Annotated in this window: 21 protein-coding genes; 11 read left to right on the plus strand and 10 right to left on the minus strand. The window is 40.9% G+C overall.

Features of this window, described 5'->3' with window-relative positions; all coding sequences use genetic code 11:
- Nucleotides 1-57 precede the first annotated feature (57 nt).
- The 5 genes from QM629_RS01120 to QM629_RS01140 all read left to right on the plus strand — a co-directional run bounded on the left by QM629_RS01120 (nucleotide 58) and on the right by QM629_RS01140 (nucleotide 4,738).
- The gene (locus QM629_RS01120; RefSeq protein WP_415156320.1) at nucleotides 58-438 is read left to right on the plus strand and encodes a BlaI/MecI/CopY family transcriptional regulator; all 381 of its coding nucleotides are present in this window, start codon (nucleotides 58-60) and stop codon (nucleotides 436-438) included.
- Complete coding sequence (locus QM629_RS01125; protein ID WP_415156322.1) at nucleotides 435-1,991, plus strand: M56 family metallopeptidase; 1,557 nt, start codon at nucleotides 435-437, stop codon at nucleotides 1,989-1,991. Before QM629_RS01120 ends, QM629_RS01125 begins: the two co-directional genes overlap by 4 nt.
- A 417-nt stretch (nucleotides 1,992-2,408) precedes the next feature.
- Complete coding sequence (locus QM629_RS01130) at nucleotides 2,409-3,065, plus strand: protein-L-isoaspartate(D-aspartate) O-methyltransferase (protein ID WP_415156324.1); 657 nt, start codon at nucleotides 2,409-2,411, stop codon at nucleotides 3,063-3,065.
- 124 nt (nucleotides 3,066-3,189) lie between these two features.
- A complete protein-coding gene (locus tag QM629_RS01135) occupies nucleotides 3,190-3,681 on the plus strand; it encodes an asparaginase domain-containing protein (RefSeq protein WP_415156326.1) in 492 nt (163 codons plus the stop codon).
- 58 nt (nucleotides 3,682-3,739) lie between these two features.
- Nucleotides 3,740-4,738 carry a beta-ketoacyl-ACP synthase III gene (locus tag QM629_RS01140; protein WP_415156328.1) on the plus strand — a complete coding sequence of 333 codons (999 nt, stop codon included), beginning with the start codon at nucleotides 3,740-3,742 and terminating at the stop codon, nucleotides 4,736-4,738.
- A gap of 161 nt (nucleotides 4,739-4,899) precedes the next feature.
- On the opposite strand, the gene QM629_RS01145 is transcribed toward QM629_RS01140, so the two are convergent.
- Nucleotides 4,900-5,139 (minus strand): hypothetical protein, encoded by a 240-nt coding sequence (locus tag QM629_RS01145; RefSeq protein ID WP_415156330.1) that lies wholly within the window; start codon nucleotides 5,137-5,139, stop codon nucleotides 4,900-4,902.
- 176 nt (nucleotides 5,140-5,315) lie between these two features.
- Here QM629_RS01145 and pdxA point away from each other — a divergent pair, with 176 nt between their 5' ends.
- The 3 genes from pdxA to QM629_RS01160 all read left to right on the plus strand — a co-directional run bounded on the left by pdxA (nucleotide 5,316) and on the right by QM629_RS01160 (nucleotide 7,740).
- Nucleotides 5,316-6,425: a 4-hydroxythreonine-4-phosphate dehydrogenase PdxA gene (gene pdxA / locus QM629_RS01150; RefSeq protein ID WP_415156332.1), complete on the plus strand. Its 1,110-nt coding sequence runs from the start codon at nucleotides 5,316-5,318 to the stop codon at nucleotides 6,423-6,425.
- Nucleotides 6,426-6,662: 237 nt separating this feature from the next.
- Nucleotides 6,663-7,178 (plus strand): YdeI/OmpD-associated family protein, encoded by a 516-nt coding sequence (locus QM629_RS01155; RefSeq protein WP_415156334.1) that lies wholly within the window; start codon nucleotides 6,663-6,665, stop codon nucleotides 7,176-7,178.
- An 88-nt stretch (nucleotides 7,179-7,266) separates the two neighbouring features.
- Nucleotides 7,267-7,740 carry a PA2169 family four-helix-bundle protein gene (locus QM629_RS01160; protein ID WP_415156336.1) on the plus strand — a complete coding sequence of 158 codons (474 nt, stop codon included), beginning with the start codon at nucleotides 7,267-7,269 and terminating at the stop codon, nucleotides 7,738-7,740.
- Between the two features lie 78 nt (nucleotides 7,741-7,818).
- Here the strand turns inward: QM629_RS01160 and QM629_RS01165 are convergent, their stop codons facing one another.
- From QM629_RS01165 to folB, 4 genes are all read right to left on the minus strand, one after another.
- Entirely contained in the window at nucleotides 7,819-8,712 is an 894-nt protein-coding gene (locus tag QM629_RS01165) for a 3-hydroxyacyl-CoA dehydrogenase family protein (protein ID WP_415156338.1), read from the minus strand.
- A 150-nt stretch (nucleotides 8,713-8,862) separates the two neighbouring features.
- On the minus strand, nucleotides 8,863-9,045 hold the full coding sequence (locus QM629_RS01170; protein ID WP_415156340.1) for an acyl-CoA-binding protein: 183 nt from the start codon (nucleotides 9,043-9,045) through the stop codon (nucleotides 8,863-8,865).
- A gap of 76 nt (nucleotides 9,046-9,121) precedes the next feature.
- Complete coding sequence (locus QM629_RS01175) at nucleotides 9,122-9,892, minus strand: hypothetical protein (RefSeq protein ID WP_415156342.1); 771 nt, start codon at nucleotides 9,890-9,892, stop codon at nucleotides 9,122-9,124.
- 7 nt (nucleotides 9,893-9,899) lie between these two features.
- Nucleotides 9,900-10,274, minus strand: a complete 375-nt coding sequence (folB, locus tag QM629_RS01180) for a dihydroneopterin aldolase (protein ID WP_415156344.1) — start codon at nucleotides 10,272-10,274, stop codon at nucleotides 9,900-9,902.
- A 178-nt stretch (nucleotides 10,275-10,452) separates the two neighbouring features.
- Here folB and QM629_RS01185 point away from each other — a divergent pair, with 178 nt between their 5' ends.
- The 3 genes from QM629_RS01185 to QM629_RS01195 all read left to right on the plus strand — a co-directional run bounded on the left by QM629_RS01185 (nucleotide 10,453) and on the right by QM629_RS01195 (nucleotide 12,453).
- Nucleotides 10,453-11,550: an MBL fold metallo-hydrolase gene (locus tag QM629_RS01185; RefSeq protein WP_415156346.1), complete on the plus strand. Its 1,098-nt coding sequence runs from the start codon at nucleotides 10,453-10,455 to the stop codon at nucleotides 11,548-11,550.
- Nucleotides 11,551-11,790: 240 nt separating this feature from the next.
- On the plus strand, nucleotides 11,791-12,243 hold the full coding sequence (locus QM629_RS01190; protein ID WP_415156348.1) for a DUF6934 family protein: 453 nt from the start codon (nucleotides 11,791-11,793) through the stop codon (nucleotides 12,241-12,243).
- Nucleotides 12,244-12,267: 24 nt separating this feature from the next.
- Complete coding sequence (locus QM629_RS01195) at nucleotides 12,268-12,453, plus strand: hypothetical protein (protein WP_415156350.1); 186 nt, start codon at nucleotides 12,268-12,270, stop codon at nucleotides 12,451-12,453.
- Between the two features lie 47 nt (nucleotides 12,454-12,500).
- Here the strand turns inward: QM629_RS01195 and lepA are convergent, their stop codons facing one another.
- The 5 genes from lepA to QM629_RS01220 form a co-directional block, all read right to left on the minus strand.
- On the minus strand, nucleotides 12,501-14,285 hold the full coding sequence (gene lepA, locus QM629_RS01200) for a translation elongation factor 4 (protein WP_415156352.1): 1,785 nt from the start codon (nucleotides 14,283-14,285) through the stop codon (nucleotides 12,501-12,503).
- Nucleotides 14,286-14,627: 342 nt separating this feature from the next.
- A complete protein-coding gene (locus tag QM629_RS01205) occupies nucleotides 14,628-15,116 on the minus strand; it encodes a VOC family protein (protein WP_415156354.1) in 489 nt (162 codons plus the stop codon).
- A gap of 165 nt (nucleotides 15,117-15,281) precedes the next feature.
- The gene (locus tag QM629_RS01210) at nucleotides 15,282-16,616 is read right to left on the minus strand and encodes a polysaccharide biosynthesis C-terminal domain-containing protein (RefSeq protein WP_415156356.1); all 1,335 of its coding nucleotides are present in this window, start codon (nucleotides 16,614-16,616) and stop codon (nucleotides 15,282-15,284) included.
- A gap of 9 nt (nucleotides 16,617-16,625) precedes the next feature.
- Nucleotides 16,626-17,387, minus strand: a complete 762-nt coding sequence (gene tpiA, locus QM629_RS01215; RefSeq protein WP_415156358.1) for a triose-phosphate isomerase — start codon at nucleotides 17,385-17,387, stop codon at nucleotides 16,626-16,628.
- Between the two features lie 405 nt (nucleotides 17,388-17,792).
- Nucleotides 17,793-18,959, minus strand: coding sequence for a putative sugar nucleotidyl transferase (locus tag QM629_RS01220; protein ID WP_415156360.1), 1,167 nt, complete (start codon nucleotides 18,957-18,959; stop codon nucleotides 17,793-17,795).
- Nucleotides 18,960-18,992 lie beyond the last annotated feature (33 nt).

Consider the following 18,992-nt stretch of genomic DNA (forward strand, 5'->3'; position numbering starts at 1 on the left):
GTAAAAGATTTTTGTTCTTTCAATAATTATTCTACATTTATAGAAATGATTCATATAATGAAGAATGTTAAGTTACCAAAGAAAGAAGAACAGTTGATGGAGATAATCTGGCGGCAGGAAAAAGTTTTCTTTAAAGATATTCTTGATGCGTACCCTGAGCCAAAGCCTGCCGCAACAACGGTTGCAACGCTTTTAAAACGCATGCAGGATAAAGCCATTATCGGTTATACGCTTTTTGGCAATTCAAGGCAGTACTATCCTTTAATAAAAAAAGCAGATTATTTCTCAAAGCACGTAAAAGGGATTATCCAGGATTATTTTGGGAATTCTGCCCTGCAGTTTGCTTCATTCTTTACTGCGTCGAGCAATATGTCTGCTGAAGAATTGCAGGAGTTGAAAAAAATTATTGATGCGCAAATTCAAAAAAAGAAGAAATGACAGCCTATCTTTTAAAAACGGCCTTGTGCGCTGCATTGTTTTTGCTGGCGTATCGCATATTGTTTGAAAGGGAAACCTTTCACAGGTTTAAGCGGTTTTATCTTTTGCTTACAGTGGCATTGTGCTTTATAATACCTGCGCTCACTTTTAAAATACATACCCGCAGCGCTCCCGTAACCCATATAGCTGCGGCCGTAAACACCGCGCTGCCCGCTTACATTTTGCCGCAACAGACTGCGCCTCTTAAAAATACTTTTCAGATGTACCACTGGCTGGTGTTGTACCTGATAGTAACCTGCTTCTTTTTATTCAGGTTTATTAAAAACCTGGCAGCCATTATGTATGCGATACGATCAAATGCCAATGTATCGTATAACAATACAACGCTTGTACTGCTTGAAAATAAAACGGAGCCATACAGTTTTTTAAGGTACATTTTTCTGAATAAGAATGATTTTGAAAGCAGGTTGATTCAGGAGGAAATTTTGTGGCACGAGCTTGCACATATAAAGCAAAAACATTCATTCGATATTTTATTTATTGAATGGCTGCTTGCATTTGCCTGGTTTAATCCTGCTTTATATTTCTACAAAAAAGCTATCCAGCTTAACCACGAGTTTCTTGCTGATGAAGCAGCCGCACCGGGCCATAATAAACAGGCTTATCAATTATTGCTTTTAAACCATTCTGCCGGTTCAGCCAATTTATGTATGGCAAATCATTTCAACTATTTAATAACCAAAAAACGATTGATCATGCTTACAAAAACAAAATCAAATAAAGTAGCTGCCGTTTGCAGGCAATCATTTGCAGCAATAGTAATTGCAGCAGCCGTATTTTTCTTCAGTAAGAAAAGTTTTGCGCAGGAAATGAAAATTGTTGATGTGCAGTTGGAAGACCAGCAGGCAAGCGGCCAGGCAAAAAAAAGCCGGCCGAAAGATACCGCTAACATGAAAATTATAAATGTACAGTTGGAAGACATTCAGCCAGAGTACCAGGATACTTCGCGCCCTTATGTTTTGGGTAAGACAATTGGTTCTACAAAAAATGGCGTATCACAGCAATTATTGGATGAATATGCCGCTATAATTAATAAATACGAAAAGGAGAAAAATGGATTAAGATATTTTGGTGACAATATTACTGCAGAAGATAAGCAAGGATTAATCGGAATCTTTAAGCAAATGAGTGATGAACAGCAGCACAAACAAATTGTATATTTTCTTGCTTCTCCAAAACCATTTTCCAAAATCACGCCCACTGCAAAACAGTTTGAAGCCTTTAAAAATCCCAGCCGGTATGGTATTTGGATAGATGAAAAGAAAGTGGATAACACCATATTAAATAATTATGCGAATACAGATTTTGATCATGTGCTTATCAGCAAACTCTATGGTCCTGCAAAGAAGAACAAAAAGTATAATTACCAGGTTAATTTAATGACAAAAGACTTTTATAAGCAATATTACAAGCAGGCAATCATAATAGAGAAAGAGCCTATAATGGTAGCTGTTGTAAAAAAAACGGAAGGAAAAAATGTTCAACATAATTAATTTACTACGGTAAACAAATATTAATTGAACCCGTTGTACGATTAAAGTATTAATAGAACAATAAGGGCTTTAAAACTACTTAAGAGATTCCCACTTTCGTGGGAAAAACGGGCAAGAGGCTCATTGTTTTTTACAAACCTGATGAAGCAAGAGTAAAACACTACCACTTGCACGTCATGCCCGGCTTGACCGGGCATCTCATCATACTAAATACTCAACTTTATATTTCAATCGCACAAAGGGTTAATTAAGTAATATAATGTATCCGTTATATTTTATCAATAAAAAAACACTTTTTATTCTATGGGCCGGAATTACCGGTAATTTGTTGCCTGACACTAACCTGAATTTAAAATACCAGTAATAATTTCTGCAGGATTTATTGAAAGTTATCGCAAGCTTTTTAGGTTTGCAGCCATGCGAAAACTGGAAGATACATACCAGCATAAAGGGCTAAGAAAAAAACTGATAGATTCTTTACGCACAAAGGGCATCACATCTGAATTGGTGCTGGAAGCTATGTACAATGTGCCCCGGCACTTTTTTCTGGATTCTGCTTTCGATAAAATTGCTTATGAAGACAGGGCTTTTCCCATAGCGGCTGATCAAACTATTTCCCAGCCTTATACCGTGGCTTATCAAACACAGTTATTAAACGTACATCGCGGCGATAAAATTCTGGAGATAGGCACCGGCAGCGTGTACCAGGCAAGCGTACTGGCAGAACTGGGCGCCTGGGTTTATACAATAGAAAGGCAGCGGAAATTGTACGATACCAATAAATCCTTCTTCTTCAAAGCCAGATATCCTAACATAAAATTTTTTTACGGCGATGGCTTTGAAGGCCTGCCCGCTTATGCGCCGTTTGATAAAATACTCATAACTGCCGCGGCGCCTTTTATTCCGCCAAAGCTTGTAACGCAGTTAAAAACCGGCGGCTTAATGGTATTGCCGGTTAATGAAGGCGATAAGCAACGCATGCTGCGCCTTACAAAAAAGGCTGATGGCAGTTATGATGAAGAATGGTTTGATTATTTTTCTTTTGTACCTATGTTGAAAGGAAAGAATAATTAAGGAAGAGTTCAGGCGTTCACGGGTTCACCAGTTCACTTGTTTAATAAGCTGTTTAAAATTAAAACTGCGTGGTTAACTTCAACCCGTGAACCTGTGAACTCGTGAACTTATCAAAACTTTTATTATGGCAATACGCATTTTCATTACAGGAGGCACATTTGATAAGGAATATAATGAGCTTACGGGAGAACTTTTTTTTAAAGATTCGCACCTGCCTGAAATGCTTAAGCTTGGCCGCAGCAATATTGATGTTGATATAAGAACGTTGATGATGATAGACAGCCTGGGCATGACGGATGAAGACCGGGATTTGATTGCCCATCATTGTGAAACAGCAGGAGAAGATAAAATTATTATAACGCACGGCACGGATACCATGGCCGATACGGCTAAAGTTTTATCAGGAAAAATAAAAAATAAAACCATTGTGCTTACCGGCGCAATGATCCCCTACAAATTTGGCAGTTCAGACGGTTTATTCAATCTTGGCAGTGCACTGGCTTTTGTGCAAACATTGCCGGCGGGTGTTTATATAGCCATGAATGGAAAATATTTTCACGCAAACAATGTTCGCAAAAACAAACAAACAGGCATGTTTGAGGCATTATATAAGTAATGGCGGCTTCTGCATATAATGATAATTTCAATACTTTTGAAGCACAATATGTTTAAATATGAGTAAAATAACTGCAGCCATTACTGCTGTAGGCGGTTATGTTCCGGAGTACAGGTTAACGAATAAGGAGCTGGAAACAATGGTTGAGACAAATGATGAGTGGATAAAAACAAGAACAGGCATTAGTGAGAGGCGGATTTTAAAAGGCGCCGGCAAAGCAAGCAGCGACCTGGCTTTGCCCGCAGTGCAGGAGATAATCAGAAAAAAAAACCTGAGCCCGCCTGATATTGATTGCATAATAGTGGGCACCGTAACCCCCGATATGGTTTTTCCTTCCACCGCAAATATTATTGCTGCTAAAATTGGGGCAACAAACGCCTGGGGGTTTGACCTGAGCGCTGCCTGCAGCGGGTTTTTATATTCGCTTACCACCGGGGCCACATTAATTGAAAGCGGCCGTTACAAAAAGGTTTTGGTGGTGGGAGTTGATAAAATGAGTGCCATAGTTGATTATACCGACAGGGCCACCTGCATCATTTTTGGGGATGGCGCCGGCGCCGTTTTACTGGAGCCTTCCGTGGATGAAACAGGCATTAAAGACAGCATTTTAAAGAGCGACGGCAATGGCGCCGAATACCTGCACATGAAAGCGGGTGGCAGCCGGGAACCTGCAAGCATTGAAACCGTTCAGTCTAAAAAACATTACATATACCAGGAAGGGAAAACAGTGTTCAGGCATGCTGTGGAAGGTATGGCCGATGTAAGCGCTGAAATAATGAAGCGCAATAATTTAAGGGCAGATGATGTTGCCTGGCTGGTGCCGCATCAGGCTAATCTCAGGATTATTGATGCTACGGCGAACCGTATGGGGCTATCAAAAGAAAAAGTGATGATCAATATCCAGCGGTATGGTAACACCACAGCCGCAACCATACCGCTTTGCTTATGGGAATGGGAAAAACAGCTTAAAAAGGGCGATAATTTAGTTCTCGCTGCATTCGGCGGCGGGTTTACCTGGGGCGCCACCTGGGTTAAATGGTCTTATGATACAAAATAAAATAAATGTGTCTTAACAAGCAGGTTTAAAAAATTATGCCATGAAGGCCTGAAGACGCATAAACCCTGGTTTTTGAAATTTAATTTTTCATGCCTTGGCGCCTTTGCGGCAAAACATCACCTTAAGGCCACATCTTCATTACATTCCGCTATAATCGTTTATTACATTTCAGTTGTTGTTGTTTTAGATTTTTTTGCCGGCAAGCTTACTAATATCAAAATGCCTACGGCAGCGCTTACTATCCATATCCATGGGTGTTCATACCAGGCAGGTTGCTTTGCCGGTACCGCATCTTTTAAATTGCCTGATGCATTCTGCGCCGGTAAACATAAAGCAGCGGCGCAAAAAATAAGCAATAGGGAAAATATCTTTGCAGCACCCGTTTTCATAGTGTGTTTCATACAACCCGTTTAATAATTTCTTGTTTCAACAATCAAGCCAGTAAAAGAATCCCAGGCTGCAGGATGCACAAAGAATTGGAATACAGGCGTTTTTGTTGTAAAAAAAATACAGCCCGGAAAAATGCGGGCATTGCCTTATGCGGGATTGATTTATTTTTACCCCAAATAATGTGATTATGAATGCAGAACAGCAAAAGCCATTGATAGGGTTTACCTGTGGCGATATTAATGGTATTGGTATTGAGCTTATTATTAAATCGCTGGGTGATAACCGTATTCTTGAACAGTGCACGCCTGTGGTTTTTGCCAGCAATAAGAGTATAAATTTTTATCGCAAGTCATTGCCCGAAATCAATTTTTCATACCAGTTTGTAAAAGATTTTTCGAGGATCAGTTATAAGCAGCTAAACATATTTAACTGCTGGGATGAGGAAGTATCAATTACTTCCGGGCAGTTAAATGAAACCGGCGGCCGGTATGCAAGGCTGTCATTGCAACTGGCCGTTAATGCATTAAAAGAAGGGCATATACAAGGGCTTGTTACGGCGCCGCTGCATAAAAAAAATATACAGTCTGCCGATTTTAATTTCACCGGCCATACGCCTTACCTGAAGCACGCTTTTGGTTTGAATGATGTGGTTATGCTGATGGTGGCTTCTAACCTGCGGGTAGCATTGGTTACGGAGCACGTGCCTGTTAAAGACATTGCAGTGCATATTACAAGAGCGAATATCCTGAGCAAACTGTTTATAATAAACGAAAGCCTGAAAAGAGATTTTGGCATTGAAAAACCAAAGATAGCCGTGCTGGGCCTGAACCCACATGCAGGCGACGAAGGCCTTGTGGGTGATGAAGAACAAACCATCATCAAACCTTCCATTAAAGAAGCAAAAGATAAAGGCATACTCGCTTTTGGGCCGTTTAGCGCTGATGCTTTTTTTGCAAGAGCGCAGTACCAGCAGTTTGATGCAGTATTGGCTATGTATCACGACCAGGGCTTAATCCCCTTCAAATCGCTGGCAATAGGAGAGGGCGTGAATTATACCGCCGGCATGCCGGTTGTAAGAACGAGCCCCGACCATGGAACCGCTTTTGATATTGCCGGCAAAGGCCGGGCAGATGCTTCCTCTTTTCTTGCGGCCGTATTTGAGTGCATTGATATAATTAAACGCCGCGCCGATTATGATGAAAACCGCAGTAACCCCCTGCGTAAAATGAGTAATATAATTATAGCCAATGCAGCAGATGAAGCAATTGAAGTGAATGAAGATGAAAGCGGAAACTGATTATATGAAATCATTATTGCCCGGCTAAAATATTCTCCTGAGCTAAGTCCCCTTTATGGACTTGCCTTTTACTGCCTTCAGACTTAGGTTTGAGGTTATATATCTGAAACCCTTGCTCAATGGGCTTTAGCCCAGGTTAACCAGGCAATAATGATATGAAGCAGAAATATAAAGTGCAGCAATTTTTGATTGTTGCTTTTATTTTAAAATAGTATAACTTTCGTTTGAAGCATAACGATGGTAAAGATAACTGCCACATTATTGAAGTTTGATGAACAGGGCGAGAAAACCGGCTGGACATATTTTGTAATACCGCCGGATGTAGCCGGGCAAATAAAGCCCGGGTGCAGGAAAATATACCGCGTAAAAGGAAAGCTGGATAATTTTAAGATAAGCGGAGTTGCCATAATGCCCATGGGCGACGGCAGTTTTATAATGCCGGTAAATGCGGCCATGCGCAAAGGAACAGGCAAACGCAAAGGCGCAACAATAACGGCCATGCTTGAAGCGGATGAGGCGCCCCTGAAATTTAATGAAGATTTTATGGCCTGTTTAAGTGATGAACCGGCAGCGCTGGAACATTTTAATTCATTAAGCGGCAGCCACAGGAATTATTTCAACAAATGGATTGACAGCGCTAAAACCGAACCTGCCAGAACAAAAAGGATTGCAATGGCTGTATCAGCCTTATCAGGAAAAATGGGTTATCCTGAAATGATGCGGGAGCAAAAAGCAAAAAAAGGCTTGCTTTAATTATCATCTTATTCATAAGAATATTGTTAACAATAAGTATGGCATTAATTAATGGCATGAAATTTTTATTGACATAGAAAAAGTAATTATGGAAAACAATAAAATGATTGCCGAAGTGCTGAATGACCTGATACAAATTAATAACGACCGTGTGGATGGTTATGAAAAAGCAATAAAAGAATTGCAGGAAGAAGATTCAGATCTGAAAGATATTTTTCTTGGATACATTGATCAAAGCCGCAGCCTGAGGAATGCTTTAGGAACAGAAGTGGAAGTGCTTGGTGTAAAGATGGATGAAGGCACCACTGTAAGCGGTAAAATTTACCGGGCATGGATGGATGTAAAAGCATTGTTTACAGGTAAAGGCCGGCAAACTATTTTGAACAATTGTGAATATGGGGAAGATGCTGCACAAAAAGCGTATAAATCTGCCCTGGAAACAGAAGGCCTGCCTGCTTATATTTTTGCATTAATCACACGCCAGAAAGATGAGCTAAAAAAATCGCATGACACAGTAAAATCCCTGCGCGATCAGGAAAAGTTAGCGCATGAACATGCTTAACGTTCATGCTTCGTACAACTAAATTTCCCGGCCGGATAGTGATATCCGGCTTTTTAATTCATACATGCTTGGGCGAAATTATTTCGTGAACCGTTTGCTTACAGCCGGTTTGTTATTGCCGGGCGTATAAATATAAAAACCTTCGCCTGTTTTTACACCAAGCCTGCCGGCAGCAACCATATTTACCAATAATGGGCAGGGCGCATATTTCGGGTTGCCAAAACCTTCATGCAAAACCTGCAAAATGGAGAGGCAAACGTCAAGGCCGATAAAATCTGCCAGTTGCAGCGGGCCCATTGGATGCGCCATTCCAAGTTTCATGATCATATCAATTTCTTCAGCGCCGGCTATACCTTCATATAAGCTGCAGATAGCTTCATTAATCATAGGTATTAAAATCCTGTTGGCAATGAAGCCGGGATAATCATTTACCACGCAGGGAACTTTACCTAATTGTTTTGAAAGTTCAGTTACCGTTTGCGTAACGGCCGGCTCTGTGAGAAAACCATTAATTATTTCAACCAGTTTCATTACCGGCACCGGGTTCATAAAATGCATGCCGATAACTTTTTCAGGCCGTTTTGTAGCCGATGCAATTTTGGTAATGGATATAGATGAAGTGTTCGTGGCAAGTATAGCCGAAGCGGGCGCATATTCATCTATTTCTTTAAAAATTTTCAATTTAAGTTCCGGGTTTTCTGTTACAGCTTCTACCACAATATCTGCATCTGCTACGCCTTCCTTTATCGAAGTAAATGTTGAAATATTCGTAAGCGATAGCTGCTTTGCTTCCGCTGTAATTAAGCCTTTTGCAATTTGCCTGTCAAGGTTTCCGGAAATGGTTTGCAGTGCTTCTTCAAGCTTCTCCGGGCTTATATCAATAAGGTTTACCTCAAAATTATTTTGTGCAAAAATATGGGCAATGCCATTGCCCATTGTGCCGGCGCCTGCTATTGCAATGTTTCTTATCATAGCCGATGTGTTAATAAAGTAGTGAATAGCTGATTAGCTGATAAATTAATTGGTTGGCAGCTTAACAGGTAAGTCATAAACATTTTCTACTTTTCAACTGGCCAACCAGTTTCACATATTCCTGCATCGCATCCTCTTTGCTTCTTCCTTTCAGGCATTATATTTTGCTTTGGCCACAATGTCAAACGGATTGGACGGAGCTGCATTCGCATTATCGCCTTCCGTTGCCTGCTTATATAAAGAATATAATTTCAATAATGTTTCATTGTCAGGCTTTGATGATAACAGCTTGCTGCCGGCAACCGTCTCATTAAATAATTGTTGAATATCCATAAAATATTTTTTATTTGGTTTTAAACCGGGCACATAATAAAGTCTTTAAATTATATAACCGCTTATATAATTAACCTTACTGATTTTTTGCAAGCAACTGTTTTCCTTCTGCCTTATAGGCTGCATCATCGTAAATGCGGTTAGGCAGCTTTACAAGCTTATTCAAAACTTCCAGCGCCTTTGCCGGCTGGTGATCGTATATATACACTTTGGCAAGGTCGAGATGATCCTGTGCAAAATAAGGGTCTATGCTTCGTGCTTTTTCCATGAACCAGGCTGCAGAGTCAACCTGCGTGTCAGGAATTTTGTTATAGAAATCTTTTACGCCTTTCTTTTTTAACCAGCCGGAACGTATCAGTTCAAAATGCCACATTCCCAAAACATAATTTGCCTTTGCATTGTTGCTGTTTGCCGCCAGCGACTTATCAGCAAAAATTTTTGTTTGCTTAATGTTTTCGGTTAATTCTTTATTGCCTGTGCCCAGGGCAGCCATCCTGTAATTCACCAATGCCATTGCATAACAGGCATCTGCATTGGCAGAATCATTTGCGTATGCTTTTTGTGCATAGGCAAATGCCTTTGAAAAATAACCAGCCTTTGATGCAGCGTCTTTTTCCCGGTTGCCAATGCTGCAACTGAGCTCAGCGCATTTCACTAATGCATTTGTATTAGAAGCATCTGCTTCAGCCGCCTGCTTATATTTTTCCAAAGCGCCGGCCTCATCAAATTTCAATTCAAGCTGTTTTGCTTCACGCAGCAAAGCGGTATTATCCTGAGCAGGAAGCTGCAACCATAAACACAGGCAGGTAACAAGCGCAGGTAATCTTTTTAATTTAAAATTCAGCATAACAAGTTTATATATTCTGTTTAAAATCGCTGCGCCTGGCAGCATAAGCGGCGGCAACGCTGCCGTTAAAAAAAGGAATAGGCGGGTTTAATTTTTTAATGCTCACGGCCAACTCTGTTACCGGTGAAAATGCTGTAAAAATTTCACCGGCTATTTCTGTGGCAAGCGTTTCAAGCAGGCGCGTGGGTTTTTCCATGCGTTGCTTTACCAGCGCATATAACTGCGTATAATCAATGGTTTCGTTTAAATAGCGAACAGGTAAAGCAGCCGGTTCAAAATATACAACCAAATCAACTTCAAAATTGCCGCCGGTTTTACTTTCTTCTTCCTGCACGCCATGATAACCATGAAACTGCATTTTGCTCAATTCTATTTTAAGCATAAACAAATCTATATTGCAACACAACAGCAGCAAAAATAAAAATCGTTAATCATTTGTTTGCAGGAACAGGTTTGCTGAATACTAAAAAGCCAAAGGGTATAAAAAAGTTATAAGAGATGCGGAAAAAGATGGATGAACTGTAAATATTACAAAAGTATTTTTGCCGCAAATTATATGCATGTTTCTTTTCCTGGCAGTTATTTTAACCTTCATACCGGCGGTAATTTTTGTTTTTCGCCTGCCGCAGTTTGGCAGGCTGCCTTCAGGTAAAAGGCTGGAACGGATAAAAACCTCGCCCAACTATAAAAAAGGATCATTTCAGAATATAAGTTATACACCAAACATTACGGAAGATGTAAGCATGCTTAAGGTATTAAAGGAATTTTTTCTTGATAAAAAAGAAAGAAGAAAGCCTGAAACATCAATCCCGTCTGTGAAAACAAACCTGCACGATATTGATATTAACAGGAACGTACTGGTTTGGTTTGGCCATTCTTCCTATTACATGCAGCTTGATGGTAAACGCATATTGGTTGATCCTGTTTTCTGTGGGCATGCTTCGCCTTTTTTCTTCAGCGTAAAAGCTTTTAAAGGCGCTGAAGTTTGCGCGGCGGTTGATGTGCCCGAAATTGATTTGCTGTTTATAACGCACGACCACTGGGATCACCTGGATTATACAACCGTAAAAAGAATCCAGCCAAAAGTTAAGCAGGTGATAACCGGCCTTGGTACAGGCAGCCATCTTGAACGCTGGGGTTATGATAATAAAATTATTACTGAAATGGATTGGAATGAAGCGGCCGAACCTTTGCCGGGTTTTAAAATTTCTTCTATACCGGCAAGGCATTTTTCAGGGCGCGGTTTCATCAGGAACAAAACGCTCTGGCTTTCTTTTGTTTTGCAATCACCAACAAAGAAAATTTTTATCGGAGGTGATAGTGGTTATGATACGCATTTTGCGGAAACAGGAAAGAAGTTTGGCCCGTTTGATCTCGCTATAATTGAAAACGGCCAGTACAATGAAAGCTGGAAATATATTCACCTGCTGCCGGATGAAGTGATAAAAGCGGCGAAGGAATTAAATGCAAAGTGCATCTTGCCTGTGCATGCCGGTAAGTTTGCTTTGGCTTTGCATGCATGGGATGAACCGCTTCGATTGATTACAGAAAACAATAAATCGCATCAACTTAATATCATCACGCCAATGATTGGCGAAGTGGTTGGCCTGGATAATGAAAATCAAACTTTCTCTAATTGGTGGGAAGGGGTTGATTAGCATGACAGGTGAAAAGGGTTAGTGCTTTTTCTTTACATTTGACTTAAAAAAATTGAATAGCAAGTAAGCATGAAAAGTTATAGACTGTGCAAGTGTAAAACATAGCTTAATTGAAATACAGTACAAGATTCTGTGCCATAAGATACCAAGGCTCGCAACCAAAAAATATCATTTTACCTTTCAATTGCTGCGTTTACTGAATTTTACCTATTATTTATTTTTATCCTAAACACTTATTTTATGTATTTAGACAGATATGAATATTTTGCCAACACTGATTTTCTTAGCTATGAATTTTTTAGTGAAGGGCCAAAAGGGAAGATTAAAAAGATAATTCGTTTTACGCCGCGGAATGCAGAAGGCATTACTTATTTTAATCTTGGATTTGGTGACTGGAATACAGAAAAAAACCGGGTAGATGATATGGTTGTAACCAATAACCAGGATCAGCAAAAAATTTTGGCTACTGTTGCTTCTGCTGTTTTAGATTTTACTGCTTTGTTTCCGGATATTATGGTATATGCAAAAGGCAGTACGGACGCCAGAACCAGATTATATCAAATGGGGATTGCAGCTAATCTTGGTGAAATTGAATCTGCGTTGCTTGTATTTGGATTTATTGATAATAAGTGGAAGAAGTTTGAAAAAAATATTAACTATGATGCCTTTTTAGTGTTGCGCAAAAAACTCTAATTTTATCACAATAAAAATAACAATATGAAGCCTTATACTGATAAAACCCCGTCTTCTGTGAAAGTTAATGCCAAAGTAAGCGATAAGGTTGGTGATTATGGAAATGATCCCTTTTTTGTAAAAAAGGCTGATGACTCTAAAAAATTTTTAGAAAAACACGGATTTCCTGAAGAACTTTTGAAAATCCGCTCTGGACAAATTAACAAATAACCAACAATAGATTTTCCTTTTTGGATTCAAGGAATGTCTTTGGCCTTTTAATCCAGCTTCAGCACCGCTAAAAATGCTTCCTGCGGCACTTCCACGTTACCGATCTGCCGCATACGTTTCTTACCTTCTTTCTGTTTTTCCAGTAGCTTGCGCTTACGGCTTATGTCGCCACCGTAACATTTGGCGGTAACATCTTTTCTGAATGCACTGATGGTTTCGCGGGCAATGATCTTGGCGCCAATGGCCGCTTGTATCGCGATCTGGAATTGCTGGCGCGGCAATAACTCTTTTAATTTTTCGCAAAGCTTGCGGCCGAAATCCTGGGAACGGCTGCGATGAATCAATGCGCTTAATGCATCCACTTTATCGCTGTTTAAAAGAATGTCCATCTTCACAATATCCGCTTCGCGGTAACCAATGGGAGCATAGTCGAACGAAGCATAGCCACGGGTCTGGCTTTTTAGTTTATCATAAAAATCAAATACAATCTCGGTCAAAGGCATTTCAAAAATCAGTTCAACGCGGGTGGTGGTTAAATAAGATTGGTTGATGAGGATGCCGCGTTTGCCCAAACACAGCGTCATAATATTGCCGATATATTCCGGCAGCGAAATCACCTGCGCCTTAATATAAGGCTCGTCAATATGATCGAGCTTTGTTGTATCAGGCATTTCTGCCGGGTTGTTTACAATAAGCTTTTCGCCTTTGGTGGTATATGCATGAAAGCTTACGTTGGGCACCGTTGTAATAACGGTTTGGTTAAACTCGCGTTCCAAACGTTCCTGTATAATTTCCATGTGCAGCAAGCCTAAAAAGCCGCAACGGAAACCAAAGCCCAAAGCCTGTGATGTTTCAATTTCATAAGTTAATGAAGCATCATTCAGTTGAAGCTTGTCCATGCATTCACGCAGCTCTGCAAAATCATCTGTTGACACAGGATAAATACCGGCAAACACCATCGGCTTCACTTCTTCAAAACCTTTAATAGGCTCACCGGGATTTTCGGAAAGCGTTATTGTATCGCCCACCTTAACCTCCTTGGCATTCTTAATACCGGTGATGATGTAACCCACATCGCCGGTTCTTACTTCGCTTGCCGGTTGTAAACCTAATTTCAAAATGCCCACTTCATCCGCTTCATATTCTGCATCGGTTGAAATGAATTTGATCTTATCGCCTTTTTTTATCGAGCCGTTAAACACACGGAAGTAAGCAATAATGCCGCGAAAGCTGTTGAACATGCTATCGAAGATCAATGCCTGCAAAGGCGCTTCGGGATTGCCTTCCGGCGCGGGAATACGTTCAACAATAGCGTTTAATATTTCTTGAATGCCAATGCCATTTCTTGCGCTGGCCAGCAAAATATCTTCTTCTTTACAGCCTATCAAATCCATCACCTGGTCTTTCACTTCAGCTATCATGGCGCCATCCATATCTATCTTATTGATGATGGGTATAATCTCCAGGTCGTTTTCAATGGCCAGGTATAAATTGCTGATGGTTTGCGCCTGTATGCCCTGCGTGGCATCCACCAGCAGCAAAGCGCCTTCACAGGCTGCCAGCGCCCGGCTTACTTCATAACTAAAGTCAACGTGGCCGGGCGTATCAATCAGGTTGAAAGTATATTGTTCGCCATTATAAACATAATGCATTTGAATGGCGTGGCTTTTAATCGTAATGCCCTTTTCACGTTCCAGGTCCATATCGTCCAGCACCTGCGCCATCATTTCCCTTTCACTGATCGTTTTGGTATGTTCCAGCAACCGGTCTGCCAGCGTGCTCTTACCATGGTCAATGTGCGCAATAATGCAGAAATTCCTGATCTTCTTCATAAGCGGCAAAGATAATGTCGGGTTTGTTAATTCATTTGAAATGGTTGCTGTGTGTATAAGCTGTTTGGAAGGAATTTTTTGTTTGCCGTCAAATGAACAAGTGGCATCGTCCCTTGTGTCACTCCCTTGTGCTGTTGGTTTTTTATGGCAGCAATAAAAATCCCTAAGAGGTTAAACGCAGTCAAGGGTTTTGAAATTAATATATTCCCGCAGATTGAGCAGATAAACGTAGATCATAAATCCTTTTTCATCAGGCATCTGCACAAATCACCGAAATCTGCGGGCAAAAATTTCTTAAATATAAAAACAGGGAAATCAATTTTAAACAGCTTCTGAAAAAACTTACTCGCTGTCAGCAGGCTCCCAAAGTTCAACCTTGTTGCCTTCGGCATCAAGAATATGTACAAATTTGCCGTAGTCGTAAGACTCAATTTTGTCAATGATTGTTACGCTTTCTTTTTTAAGTTCCTCCACAAGCGCTTCTAAATTTTCCACCCTGTAGTTTATCATAAAACCGCTTGTTGAAGGCTCAAAATATTTGGTTGTTTCAGCAAACGGGCTCCATTGTGTAGTGCCCTTTTTTGAAGGGTCAGCCTCTTCGCGCCATTCAAAACTGGCGCCATATTCATTGGCATTAATGCCTAAATGCGTGTTATACCATTCTTTCATTTTTTTGGGGTCTTTGCATTTAAAAAAGATGCCGCCAATACCTGTTACTTTTTTCATGGTTGTTGTGTTAGCATTATTTTGTTTAATAATTGTTGATTTGAAAGCAAAACCAAAACAGAACGAAGCAATCAACCCTAAAATTAATATTGATATTTTGTTCATTTCGCTAAAAATTTATTTGTTGTTGGATGGAGTAGTTTTCTTGTTGAGGCAAATGCAAAATACGAGATAGCTATTATTGATTTGTATCCCTGCAACTTACTAAAGCAATTGCGCAGATAAATCTTTAAAAGAGTGTTTTTATACAAAAAGCACGTCGCATAAAATTCATTGTTTTATGCGCTGGCCCGGCTTCACCGCTTTCAGCATAGAAAACAGCCAGTCATAATCCGATCTTCTCCACTTCAAAAATTCAGAAAAATGCAAAGGATTATCGCGGTAATAAAACCACATTACAAAAGCTGTATTGGCAATATAACTGATGGTGCTTACAAGCGCAGCGGCGATGATTCCATACTTTGGCACAAAAATAAAATCGCCGATGATGGTTATAATCAGCCCGGCAATAGCGGCGTAAAGATTGATCTTTACTTTTCCCTTCCCGGCAAAATAAGCCGATAATAGTGTTACCACGCTCAGCGAAAAAATGCCCGGTATCAAAATCAGCATGGGCAACTGCATCTTATTAAAACTCTCGCCAAATACGATTGTAAAAAACGGTTTGCCCAATAGGGCAACGCCAATAAACAGCAGTAAAAACAACTGCGAAAAAATCCTTGACATGACCATAAGGGCGTTGTTCAGTTTATTATCATTGGCGCCGCTTGCGGTTGTTGGAAAAACTACTACCGCAATTATCTGCGGAATGGTAAGCATTAACTGCCCGATCTTTGAAACCTGAATATAATTGCCCAGGTCTTCGGGCGTGCAAACAGGGCTGTATCGCACAAACAGGTAATCTACCCGGTACACCAAAAAGAAGATAGCGCTGGCGCCAAGTGCGGTAAATGAATATTTCAGTAGTTGCCTAAAAGCATCGCCTTTTGGAAAACCCGGTTTATCTTCTTTCCTGTACAGAATGATATATGATACAACTACAAGCAGGCCGCCAACGGCAAAGGTGGCAAAATATAAGAAGGTTATCCATTGCACCTGACCTTCATCGGGTACAACAAATGATTTGCCCGGAATGACAAATACATACAGGATATTCACGAGCGATAATAAGATATTGGGCAGGTAATAATTTCCCCTGGTGTAATAAATAACCGAGCCATAATTGCCCAGCGACATGCCAAATACAAATGCAAACCCATACAGGCAATACCAGTTTACCTCCGCTGCGGTTGCAGAATGCGCAATCAAAAAAAACAGGTGCACCAGCAACGCCATAATGGCGCCGGCAGCTATGCTCCATGCAGCAGCAACGGTAAGCAGCTTATTGCGCCCGAGTATATTGGCCGATGCAAAATAGGTTAAGCCCGATTCGCCGCCGAGGCTTAATGCGATCTGCATAAAAGAAAAAATGATGGAGATAAAATAAAGATTGCCCGTAGCGCCTGCCCTTAAATAACGGGATAAAAAAACATTTACCAGCAGTACCGAAAAAAAATAAAAGCTGCGCCAGATAATGCCTTGCGCCAGTAATTTTTTTAAACCCATCGGGTTACGTTATTTCAGGCTCTTCATGATGGCAATAAATTCATCAGCGATAAGTGATGCGCCGCCTACCAAACCACCATCAACGTCTGGTTGTGAAAAAATTTCTTTTGCATTGTTTGCTTTTACACTGCCGCCATATAAAATACTGATGTTGTCAGCCACTTCTTTTCCAAATTTGCCGGCCAGTACTTTGCGCAAATGTGCATGCATTTCCTGTGCCTGTTCGCTGGTAGCAGTTTTGCCGGTACCGATAGCCCATATTGGTTCGTAAGCAATTACCACCTTTTGAATCTCATCTTCAGCAAAGTGGAATAAAGATTCTTCAAGCTGCATGGCAACAAACCCATTTTGTGCGCCTGCTTCGCGAATGCTTAACGGTTCGCCGCAGCAAAAGATGGGCGTGATGCTATATTCCAACGCAATGTTTAGTTTTTCCGCCAGAAACTGGTTGCTTTCCCGGAAGTATTCACGGCGCTCGGAATGGCCAAGCACTACATATTGAATGGCGAGCGACTGCAGCATTTCAACAGAAACCTCGCCGGTGTAGGCGCCTGATTTTTTACTGTAGCAGTTTTCGGCTGCAATAAAATAATTGTCTTTTCCGGTAATGGCTTTTTTTGCCAGTTGCAGGTACGGAAAAGGTACGGCAAAAACGGCTGATTGGTCCTGGCCCAGCTCTACGTTGGCAGCAATAATATCGTTTAATAAGGCTTCGGCTTTGTCAACTGTCAGGTTCATTTTCCAGTTGGCGGCTGCAATTTGTTTTCTCATTGTATGGTTTAAATTTTATTTGTAATCAATTTTTGAAAGTCTGAAGACTTCACGCATAACCCCCTGCAAAGTTCGGAGACCATAGCTCTGTTCGAAACCATTTTCTTAAAGCCTCACAGAGGCTTAACGTGTGTACAATGCTGCCCTAATGTTTCTTTACCAATTCCTTTGGAACGGAACGTTTACACGCACCACACCTACGGTGTGAAAATCCCCCCTGGCACAATTATTTCCACACACATGGGCGATCATACGGATCGCGGATTCGCTAATGCAGGTTTCGAACACTTCAGGTCCGGAGACTTCGCAGGGCAGTTTAAATTTTTCCGCACAGAGATTCTGAGTTAACAGAGTTGTATTCTTCCTCTGTTTGCTCCTTCGCGCTGTGCGAACAGCCTGCCAGTTTTACAACCGGCGGTCAAAAATATACTTTAGCACAGATATTTCGGCAGAAGATAATTTTTCTCCTTTCAATTCTTTCCAGTTATTAACGTGCTCCATGGCTTTCTCAAATTTATAATTGGATGACTGATGTGCGCCCCATGTAAAATCTTCAACAATCCTCGGCATCAGCCCCTCGCCAAACACATTGCAGCAGGTGCCTATTATGGTGCCTGTATTAAGGGAAGTATGAATGGCGGTGCGGGAATAATCGCCCATGATTACGCCAAACTTCCTGCCCGCATTTACGTTTATACCGTAGGCTTTATGAAATATATTTACCGCACCTGCCGTGTTTTTAATATTACTGTTGCTGGTGCCTGCGCCCAGGTTGCACCAGCTTCCTATAACCGAATCGCCTAAGTAACCATCATGCGCTTTATTGCTATGGGATTGTAAAATGCTGTTTTTTATTTCACCACCTGCAATGCAGTAAGGCCCTATAGTAGAAGCACCATAAATTTTAGCGCCCATTTTTAGGGTGGCGCATTCACAAAGGGCTATGGGGCCACGCAGCATGGCGCCTTCCATTATTGTTGCATTTTTGCCGATATAAACAGGACCTGTTGAAGCATTGATGATGCAATGTTCCACCACGGCGCCTTCTTCTACAATAATATTTTCAGGCTGGTTTGTTGTAATGGTTGCCGGCAAAGGCTGCCCCGTGCTTCTTGCAAAAAGCAATAAAAAATCTTTACGCAGTTGTTCCTCGTTCCATAAAAATAATTGCCAGGGATATTGCAGCCTGGCAACATTTTCCGCTTCAATAAAGCGGGTAAAATATTTGCCGGGCTTATTCAGTATATCGGTTTCAATCAAAGTATTTGTTCTGCAGGCAATAATGCCGTTGTCATCCCTTAAAACTTCACCGGTTTGAAGAGAGAGTATTTGTGGGCGCAGGTCATCTTCATCTTTCAGCGAAGCATCTATATATAAATATTCATCTTCCGGCGCAGCTTCGTATAAGCCGGCAAGATAATCTTCCGCCTGTATATACGCCGGCAAACCGCTTATAACTTCCCATCGTTCTTTTACGGAAAAAATGCCATAACGTATATCGGCTACAGCCCTGGCTTGGGTAAGCGGGTATAAATTTTGTTTTGCATTTGTATCAAATAAAATAATTACCATAAGTGTAAAGATATTGTTGTAAAAAAATTTGAA

It is taken from the genome of Parafilimonas sp., from assembly GCF_047606085.1.
Taxonomy (GTDB): Bacteria; Bacteroidota; Bacteroidia; order Chitinophagales; family Chitinophagaceae; genus Parafilimonas.